Source organism: Trebonia sp., assembly GCF_049794275.1.
Lineage (GTDB): Bacteria > Actinomycetota > Actinomycetes > Streptosporangiales > Streptosporangiaceae > Trebonia.
Map to the genome: position 1 here is coordinate 1 of NZ_JBARCR010000060.1, position 8,847 is coordinate 8,847.

At 70.4% G+C, this 8,847-nt stretch carries 11 protein-coding genes and 1 pseudogene; 4 read left to right on the forward strand and 8 right to left on the reverse strand.

Annotated elements, in window-relative coordinates; all coding sequences use genetic code 11:
* Together WA805_RS01545 and WA805_RS01550 are read right to left on the reverse strand one after the other, a co-directional pair.
* The coding region (locus WA805_RS01545) for a serine hydrolase domain-containing protein (protein ID WP_425241478.1) at positions 1-724 on the reverse strand (724 nt) is incomplete at its 3' end.
* Between the two features lie 4 nt (positions 725-728).
* Positions 729-1,400: a FadR/GntR family transcriptional regulator gene (locus WA805_RS01550; protein ID WP_422274468.1), complete on the reverse strand. Its 672-nt coding sequence runs from the start codon at positions 1,398-1,400 to the stop codon at positions 729-731.
* An 80-nt stretch (positions 1,401-1,480) separates the two neighbouring features.
* On the opposite strand from WA805_RS01550, the gene WA805_RS01555 reads away from it, so the two are divergent.
* On the forward strand, positions 1,481-2,332 hold the full coding sequence (locus WA805_RS01555; RefSeq protein WP_425241479.1) for an amidohydrolase family protein: 852 nt from the start codon (positions 1,481-1,483) through the stop codon (positions 2,330-2,332).
* Positions 2,329-2,835, forward strand: a complete 507-nt coding sequence (locus tag WA805_RS01560; RefSeq protein ID WP_424563091.1) for an SET domain-containing protein — start codon at positions 2,329-2,331, stop codon at positions 2,833-2,835. The genes WA805_RS01555 and WA805_RS01560 overlap by 4 nt, the downstream gene beginning before the upstream one ends.
* Here WA805_RS01560 and WA805_RS01565 read toward each other — a convergent pair.
* The 4 genes from WA805_RS01565 to WA805_RS01580 all read right to left on the reverse strand — a co-directional run bounded on the left by WA805_RS01565 (position 2,811) and on the right by WA805_RS01580 (position 6,229).
* Complete coding sequence (locus tag WA805_RS01565) at positions 2,811-3,515, reverse strand: DUF998 domain-containing protein (protein ID WP_425241480.1); 705 nt, start codon at positions 3,513-3,515, stop codon at positions 2,811-2,813. The two genes, WA805_RS01560 and WA805_RS01565, sit on opposite strands and share 25 nt — an antisense overlap.
* 4 nt (positions 3,516-3,519) lie before the next feature.
* Positions 3,520-4,464, reverse strand: coding sequence for an RNA polymerase subunit sigma-70 (locus WA805_RS01570; RefSeq protein WP_424558924.1), 945 nt, complete (start codon positions 4,462-4,464; stop codon positions 3,520-3,522).
* Between the two features lie 25 nt (positions 4,465-4,489).
* Positions 4,490-5,383 carry an alpha/beta hydrolase gene (locus WA805_RS01575; RefSeq protein WP_422274478.1) on the reverse strand — a complete coding sequence of 298 codons (894 nt, stop codon included), beginning with the start codon at positions 5,381-5,383 and terminating at the stop codon, positions 4,490-4,492.
* A gap of 111 nt (positions 5,384-5,494) precedes the next feature.
* On the reverse strand, positions 5,495-6,229 hold the full coding sequence (locus WA805_RS01580; protein WP_425241481.1) for a nitroreductase/quinone reductase family protein: 735 nt from the start codon (positions 6,227-6,229) through the stop codon (positions 5,495-5,497).
* 89 nt (positions 6,230-6,318) lie between these two features.
* Here WA805_RS01580 and WA805_RS01585 point away from each other — a divergent pair, with 89 nt between their 5' ends.
* Positions 6,319-6,912, forward strand: a complete 594-nt coding sequence (locus tag WA805_RS01585; RefSeq protein WP_422274482.1) for a TetR/AcrR family transcriptional regulator — start codon at positions 6,319-6,321, stop codon at positions 6,910-6,912.
* 95 nt (positions 6,913-7,007) lie between these two features.
* A complete protein-coding gene (locus WA805_RS01590) occupies positions 7,008-7,808 on the forward strand; it encodes an SDR family NAD(P)-dependent oxidoreductase (RefSeq protein WP_422274484.1) in 801 nt (266 codons plus the stop codon).
* Positions 7,809-7,817: 9 nt separating this feature from the next.
* Here WA805_RS01590 and WA805_RS01595 read toward each other — a convergent pair whose 3' ends face one another.
* Both WA805_RS01595 and WA805_RS01600 read right to left on the reverse strand, forming a co-directional pair.
* Positions 7,818-8,585, reverse strand: a complete 768-nt coding sequence (locus WA805_RS01595; protein WP_422274486.1) for a 3-oxoacyl-ACP reductase — start codon at positions 8,583-8,585, stop codon at positions 7,818-7,820.
* A gap of 27 nt (positions 8,586-8,612) precedes the next feature.
* Positions 8,613-8,847 (reverse strand): annotated as a pseudogene (locus tag WA805_RS01600) (glutamine synthetase); the annotation flags it as partial.

An 8,847-nucleotide genomic window follows, 5' to 3' on the forward strand; every position in this document is an offset into this window, starting at 1 on the left:
TCGCGGCGCCGAGCGGCGTGCCCGGCGGGTGCAGGCAAGCCTGCGCGTACCTGCCCAGGTCAGCGACCGTCGCCTCGACGCCGCCCGCGCCGAGCGGATGATCCCAGTGCGGCACCTCGCCGCCGCCGGCATGACCGGGAAGCCGCGTTCCTGCTCCGGCGTCTTCGACGCCGGAGCAGGTCATCGCCAGCGGCTCGAGCAGCCGCCTGGTGACCAGCGCCTGATAGGACTGCCCGCTGGCCCGCTCGAGCACGAGCCCGAGCAGGTGGTAGCCGAAGTTGGAGTACAGCCACGGTCTTTCCGCGGCGGCGGTCGCCTGGCGCAGGCCCTCCTCCGCGCGCCCGAAGCCGAACCCGGCATACGGATTGGCCGGGTCGACCGTGCTCAAGTCCATGTTGGGCGCCAGCCGCGGCAGCCCGGAGGTGTGCGTCGCGAGCTGCCGCAGCGTGATCCCGCTGTTGGGCCCGGCCGACAGCCACCGGCCGACCTCGTCGTCGAGGCTGAGCGCGCCGTCGTCCGCCAGCAGCGCGAGCAGCGCCGCGGTCATCGTCTTGGTGACCGAGCCGATCTCGAAGCGCCCGTCGGCGGGCGCGTCACCGGGACTGACTCCGATGCCCGTTCCGGCCTCGTCGACGCAGGCGGCGCCGACAACCACCCCGGGGGAGTCGAAGGCGCCGTCGAAGGTTTCCGTCAGCGACCGCGCCGCGTCCTCGCGCCACGCCATGCCCTTACGGTACCGACGCCAGCCACTGCTCGACCCCGGCGATATGCACCGTCGCCCAGGCCCTCGCGGCCTCGGGGTCGCGCGCGGTGAGCGCGTCGAGGATCGCCCGGTGCTCGGCGAACGTCCGTGTCAGGGTCCCGGTCTGGGTGATCCCGCGCCACACCCGGGCCCGCGTCATCGGCCCGGACATGGACTCGAGCAGCGACGCGAGCACCGAGTTCCCCGCGGACACCACGATCCGGCGGTGGAACTCCATGTCCTTCTCGACCAGTTCTTCCGGATCCGGGTTGGACCCCAGGCTGTCCAGCAGCGCCTGCAGGCCCTTGACTTCTTCTGGGCTGATCCGCTCCGCTGCCATGGCGGTGGCGGCCGGCTCGAGGATGCGCCTGACCTGGAGGAACTCAAGCACCGTGTCGTCACGGTGGAAGTCGACGATGAAGTTCAGCGCCTCGAGCAAGATGTGCGGCTCCAGGCTCGTCACGTAGGTTCCGTCGCCACGGCGCACGTCGAGGATGTTGACCAGGGCCAGCGCGCGGACCGCCTCGCGCAGCGAGTTGCGGGAGAGCCCGAGGGCGGCGGCCAGGTCCGCCTCCTTGGGGAGCCGGTCTCCGGCGCGCAGCGCACCAGATGTGATCATGGCCTTGATCTTCTCGATCGCCTCGTCGGTTACCGCCACGGCACCTTGCCCTCTCGCATACATCCGATGTTTCACGAGTATGGCATATCCGCGCGACCCGCTCGTGAGAGGCTGATGCGGTGGTCGTAGACGCGCATCTGCACCTGTGGGACGTGGCGCGGCACCGGTACGAATGGCTGCAAAGACCCGAGAACTCGGCCATCAGGCGGACGTTCGGCTTCGCGGACTTCGCCGCGCGGGCGGCCGCCGCCGGGGTGGACAGGGCCGTGCTGGTCCAGGCGGACGACGACAGCGCGGACACCGAGGCGATGTTCGAGGTGGCGCGGGAACACCGGCAGATCGCGGGCGTGGTCGGCTGGGTGCCGCTGGACCGGCCAGGCGAGGCCGCGGCGGCCCTGGACCTGCTGGCCGGGCGGCCGAAGTTCGCCGGCGTCCGCACGCTGATCCACGATCAGCCGGACCCTGACTGGCTGCTGCGCCCGGAGGTCGGTGAGGGGCTGGCGCTGCTGGAACGGCGGGGCGTGCCGTTCGACGTGATCTCGGTGCTGCCCAGGCACCTGGCGCACGTCCCGGTGCTGTCGGAGCGGTATCCGGCGCTGCGCATGGTGCTCGACCATCTGGCCCACCCGCCGCTCGGCCGCGACGACTGGGAGCCGTGGCGGACGCTGCTGCGCGCGGCGGCGGCCAACCCGCTGGTGTACGCCAAGGTGTCGGGCCTGTACCCGCCGCGCGCCGAGTGGACCGCGGCTGACATCCGCCCGTACGTCGAGTTCGCGATCGAGCTGTTCGGCCCCGGCCGCCTGATGTTCGGCAGCGACTGGCCGGTCGCCGAGCTGGCCGGCGGATACCAGCGCGTGTGGTCGGCGATATCGTCAGTCCTCGGCGAGCTGCCGCCGGCCGACAGGGACGCCGTCCTCGGCGGCACAGCCCGCGTTTTCTACCAGCTAGGTGAGGAGCGTCCCTGTCTATGACGCCATCTTCATGGATCACCCCGAAGGCGGCCAAGGGCATCGACAGCCCGATCGCCGGCCGCGGGCTGGTGGCCACCGAGGCGATCGAGCAAGACGAGGTCGTCGCCGTCAAAGGCGGTCACATCGTGTCCACCGCCAGGCTCCGCTCGCTCAGTGACCGGCTGCGGAACTCCGAGATACAGATCACCGACGACCTCCACCTGGCCGCTCTCGCCGACGACGAGTACGAGCCGGTGATGCTCTTCATCAACCACTCCTGTGACCCGAACGTCGGCTTCGCCGGCAACATCGTCCTTGTCGCGATGCGCGACATCCGGCCGGGCGAGGAACTGACCACCGACTATGCCCTGTTCGATGACTACGACGGTTCGATGCCCTGCCAGTGCGGTGCCCCGGGCTGCCGCGGCGTGATCACCGGCCACGACTGGCAGCGCCCGGATCTCCAGCGCAAGTACCGCGGCTACTTCTCCTGGTACCTTCAGCGCCGCATCCAGGACCAGTGAGCGGACCTCCGAGCGTGTTGCGAAACGCTGTCGCTGGGCCATCGACCACCCTCTATGGCGGTGGATGGCCCATCGACCACCTTGCTGGCGGTGTCTGGGCGGCTCAGCCTGGCCGCCACCGCGGTCACCGCGGCCAGCGGGATGGTGACTGCGATCCGCTGCAGAATGCCGGCGCTCGGGGACGTGGTATTCGGGAGGAAGACGGCGAGGGCGACGGCCGTCGCGATTCCGCTGCCCAGCAGGTAAACGCGCCAGGGGCGCCAGCAGGGGATCGCCGCGAAGCGCCGGGCCAGGAGCAACTGCGCGAGCACCAGATCCAGGTAGAGGACCAGGCTGACGACGGTGTGCGCCTCGTTGTGCCAGGAGACCGGGCCGCTGGTGAGCTGCATATGGTCGCGGCGGAGCAGGCCGGCGGCCATGGTGAGCACGCCGGCGCCCTGGATGAGACGCGACGCGGGGCCGCCAACGTCCCTGGCCAGCTCCTCGCCGAACCAGACCGTGCAGCCGCCGAGCACCAGGAAGCCGCTGATCATGATCCACGGATCGCGGGCGTCCGGCGCCGCGAGGCCGCTGAGCTGGACACTCACCGCGCCATGCCCGGTCTGGCGCAGGGACGCGGCGACCCAGGCGGCGGTGAACGCCACCGGGCCGGCCACGCCGGACAGCGCGCGAACTCTCACCCGGTCAGGCTAGGCCGAAGCTGGCCGCCAGGTCAGGGCCGCCGCCGAACACGGTGATGCGGGCGATGCCCGCCGCCGTGACGGTGAGGACGCCCAGCCCGTACGCACTGTCGCGGTAGCTGGCGACCGCGGCGGGCTGGCCGTTGGCCAGGGTGGGTGCCATCCGCCAGTCTCCGGGGGATCCGATCACGTGCGCGAGGTACCGCAGGCAGGTCGCGCGCCCGGAGAACCACGTGCGCGTGCCTACCATCTCGATCGCGGCGTCGGCGCGCAGCGCCTTCTCCAGGGCCGTGGTGTCGGCGTTCTCGAACCCGGCGATGTACTGGCTGAGCAGTTCCCGTGCGCGGGGCTCGGTCGGCTCGATGACCCGCTCTGGCACCGGGGCGACCTCGGCCAGCCGGGCGCGGGCTCGCTGCAGCGTGCTCTTGACGGCCGCGGTGGAGGTGCCGAGCATGCTCGCGACCTCGGCCGCCGGGAAGCCGAGCACCTCCCGGAGCAAGAGCACGGCCCGCTGCCTGGCGGGCAGGTACTGCAGGCTGGCGATGACCGCGAGCCGCAGCCACTCGCGTGCCGCGACGATCACGACGGGGTCTTCCGACTCGGGGGTCACGAGAGCGTCTGGGACCGGTTCCAGCCACGCGATGCCCGGTTCGGCCAGGCCTGGCGGAGCGTCAGGATCCTCAGCCGGGCCGCCGAGCCCGGAGGGCAGCGCCCGCCGGCCGCGCTGTTCGAGCGCGGTCAGGCAGGCGTTGGTGGCGATGCGGTAGAGCCAGGAGCGCACCGACGACCGGCCCTCGAACGCGCCGTATGACCGCCAGGCCCGCAGGTAGGTCTCCTGCACGGCGTCTTCGGCCTCGTCCGCCGACCCCAGCATCCGGTAGCAGTGCGCCAGCAGTTCCCGCCGGAACGGCTCGGTGCCGCGCACGAACTCATCGGAGCGCTCTGTCATCGGGTTCCTTCCGGTCGCCGCTGGCTCACAGCCCTAGCCGTGGCCGTACCCACCCGGCCAGCTCGCGGATCGCGTCGTCGGCCTCGGGTGCCCGCCCGGCTGCCATCTGGAAGGTGTGCAGCATGTCAGGGACGATGTCCAGGCGCGCGTCGACTCCGGCCTTCGCGGCGTGTTCGTACAGCAGGCGGGCGTCATCGGCGAGCGTCTCGTCTCCGCCCGCCTGGATGTAGAGCGGGCCGAGGCCGCTGAGGTCGGCGTAGAGCGGGTTGGCTCGCGGATCGCGAGCATCGGTGTCCTCGCCGAGGAAGCCGCGGATGATTCCGCGCACGACGTCCCTCTTGAAGAATGGATCGGAGTCCCGGTTCGTTTCGTACGACCTGCCGGTGGTCTCCATGTCCACGCACGGCGACATCAGCAGCGCCGCCGCCGGCAGTGGCAGTCCCAGTTCCCTAGCGCGCAACTGTACGGTGACCGCGAGCCAGCCGCCGACGGAATCACCCGCGAACGCGATGCGGTCGGCGCTGATCCCCTGATCGAGCAGCCACCGGTAGGCATTCGTCACGTCATCCTCAGGCGCGGGGAACACGCCTTCGGGGAGCAGCCGGTAGCTGACGAGCAGCGCCCGCGTGCCGGCCGCCTTCGCCAGGTGGCCGAACATCTTGCGATGGGTGTAGATCGAACCGCCCTGGAACCCTCCGCCGTGGATGCACATCAGCACCCGGTCCGTGCTCGCGCGCTTCGGCACCGCCCACATGGCGGGCAGTCCGCCGGCTTCGGATTCCAGGTAGTCGACCTCTCGTGGTTCGGCCGTGAGGTCCCCCCACGACTCGTCGTCGGGCGCGTCGAAGCCTGGCTGCACCATGGCCAGCCTGGACGCCTCCCAGCGCCGCCGGACCGCCGCTGACTGCTTACTCGGCATCACGGTTCTCCTTTCGCGAAGTCGCGCCGCGCGGCACCGTCAGATCCGCGAGGCCTTCGACAATGCAGACCGCCGGGGCTGGGGAAAGGAATCGGCGTGCGGCTGTCCGGGCTAGTTCCGCGTGTATGCCAGGGCCGGCGTTCCCGGCTGCGCGGCCGTCGTTCCGGCGGGCGGGGCGGTCTCTCCCGCCGGTGCGCCGTCCAGGTGCAGCTTGACGTGCACGGCGAGCAGGTCGGCGCCAAGGACACGGACGTTGACCGCGTTCAGCGCGCGCAGCGGGTGCCAGGCGATGACCTTCCGCTGCCGGGCGAGCGCGTCCTCGTCAGGGCGGATGGTGGCGATGCCGGGCACCCAGCGGTAGCGCAGTCCGATGCGCAGCCGGACCCGGACGCGGGGGTCGTACTGGATGTTGCGCACCCATCCGGCGCGGGAGCCGTGCTCGGCAATGATCCAGAACGAGTCGCCCTTGCGGCCGTTGCCGACCGGGACCCGGCGGGTCTTGCCGGACAGGCGCCCGCGGGTTTCCAGGATCGCCAGCCCGAACGGGTTGACGCCGATCGTGAGCAGCAGCCGGAACAGCGGGTTGAGGGTGTACCGCTGCAGGATCCTGACGGCCAGCACCTTGGCGCGGCGGCTGCAGATGGTGAGCAGCAGCAGGCCCAGGTAGATGCCGGTCTGAATCTGGGCGGACAGCAGGCTGGACCTGGGGATGAGCACGTAGGGCCCCCACACCAGGGCGGCGGCGACGAGGGTTCCGGCGAGCAGCCCGCGCGGGACGCTGAAGCGGGGCCGACGGCGGGGGGCGGTGGTGGGTTTGCGGGCTGGCGGAGTGCGGTCGAGCGACATTGCTGGCTCCTGCGGGTTGGTGACCGTGATCTTTATAACACGTTGATGCTAATACAGTCATGCTAGTACCGCAATGCTAAATTGAGAGCGTGCCAAAAGAGGTAGATCACCCCGCCCGCCGCCGCGAGCTCGCCGACGCGGCCTGCCGCGCGATCGCGAGCAACGGGCTCGCCGGAACCACGCTGGCCGATGTCGCCGACGAATCGGGCTGGTCGATCGGATCCATCAGGTACTACTTCCCGAACAAGGACGAGCTGGTCGCCTCGGCCCTGTGGCGGGCGGGAGAACGCGTCGATGAGCGGATCCGGCGGCGGACGGCCGGGGGCATGACGATGAACGACCTGCGGATCGCCGCCACGGAACTGCTCCCGCTGGACGCCGACCGGCGCGAGATGTCCCTGGTCTACCTGGCCTTCCAGGCGCAGGCGGCGGTCGTGCCCGCTCTGGGCGACGCGGCCGAGGGTGCCGCGCAGCGACTCCAGGAGCCGCTCGCCGCGCGAATCGCCCATCTGGTGAAGGCAGGCGAGTTGCCGGCGCACCTCGACGCCGAGCAGGAGGCGGCGCGGCTTCGGGTGCTGCTCGACGGGCTGCGCCTGCAGCTCCTTATCACTCCCCGGCACACCTCGGGCGAATGGGCGCTGGCGGTCCTTGATGACCACCTCGCCGCGCTGACAGCGGGGTGACATACGCCCGCCGCCGGCGCTGAGCCGCACGCGGGGACGCTGTAGTTTGATCCGCGTAGTCCCTGGCCTGATCCTCGGAAGGAGAACTGGACCCCGTGCTGCTCGAAAATCGCATAGCCCTCGTCATGGGAGCAGGACAGACCCCCGGAGCGACGATCGGGAACGGGCGGGCTACGTCGCTCCTGTTCGGCCGGGAAGGGGCGACCGTCGTCGCGGTCGACCGCGATCTCGCGGCCGCCGAGGAGACTTCCGGGCAGATCGTCGACGCGGGAGGCCAGGCAGTGGCCATGCAGGCGGACGCGACCGACGAACAGTCCGTGTCGGAAACAATTGCCCGCTGCGTCGATCTATTCGGGCGTATCGACATCCTGCACAACAACGTCGGCGCCAGTCTGGCCGCCGGTGACGCGCCGGTCGTGGATGTAGCGAGCGATGCCTTCGATAACGTCCTGCGGGTGAACCTGAAATCCGCGCTGCTGCCTACCAAGCATGCCGTGCCGGTGATGCGAGCCCAGCGCAGCGGGGTGATCACCTACATCTCATCCATAGCGGCGATAACGGACTACCCCTACATCGGGTACAAGGCCGCCAAGGCGGGTGTCATAGCGCTCATGCAGAACGTCGCCCTCGCTAATGCCCGCTGGGGAATCCGTGCTAACTGCATACTGCCGGGCCTGATCAACACGCCGATGGCGATCGAGCCCCGGGTCGGGCGCGATGGCCTCAGCCGGGAGGAAGTCATAGCGAACCGGGATGCACAGATACCGCTGGGCGGCCGGATGGGAAGCGCCTGGGATATCGCACGCGCCGCAGTATTCCTGGTTTCTGACAACGCCAGTTTCATCACCGGCGTGGCCTTGCCCGTTGATGGCGGACAGACCCTGAAGGTTGGCTGAACGATAGGCCTACAGCGGGGTGACGTAGGCGCCGGAGATGCCGCCGTCGACGAGGAACGTGGACGCGGTGATGAACGAGGCGTCGTCGCTGGCGAGGAACGCCACCGCCGCCGCTATCTCCGACGCCTCGGCGAACCGGCCCATCGGCACGTGGACGAGGCGCCTGGCGGCCCGCTCGGGGTCGGCGGCGAACAGCTCGGTGAGCAGCGGCGTGTTGACCGGTCCCGGGCACAGCGCGTTGACCCGGATCCCCTCGCGGGCGAACTGCACGCCGAGCTCGCGCGATAGGGCGAGTACCCCGCCCTTGGACGCGGTGTACGAGATCTGCGAGGTGGCCGAGCCCAGGACGGCGACGAACGACGCCGTGTTGATGATCGACCCCTTGCCTTGCCGCTGCATGTGCGGGATGGCCTCGCGGCAGCACAGGTAGACCGAGGTGAGGTTGACCTCCTGCACCCGCCGCCACGCCTCGAGGCCGGTAGACAGGATCGAGTCGTCCTCGGGCGGCGAGATGCCCGCGTTGTTGAAGGCGATGTCGACGGACCCGTAGGTCTCCATGGCGACGGTGAAAGCCCGCGCCACATCCTCTGCGATGGTCACGTCGGCCTGGACGAACACACCGCCCGCCTCGTCCGCGGCCTTGTCGCCCGCCGCCACGTCGACGTCCACCGCCACGACGTTCGCGCCCTCGTCGGCCAGCCGCCGCACCGTCGCCAGCCCGATGCCGCTGCCGGCGCCCGTCACGACAGCCGTGCGTCCCTCAAGCCTTCCGTCCACCTGCCACCCCTAGCTCGGCCAGATCCGCTAGATCCGCTCGAAGTAACGGCGCAGCTCCCAGTCAGTCACCGCCGAGCGGTACGCCTCTAGCTCTACCCGCGCCATCGTCGCGTAATGGCGGACCACATCCGCGCCGAACGCCTCGGCCGCCAGCGCCGACGACTCCCACAGCGCCAGCGCCTCCTCGAGCGTCCCCGGCACCCGCGGCAGCCCGGTCAGCGCGTACGCGTTGCCGGTCACCGGCGGCGGCAGCTCAGCGAGC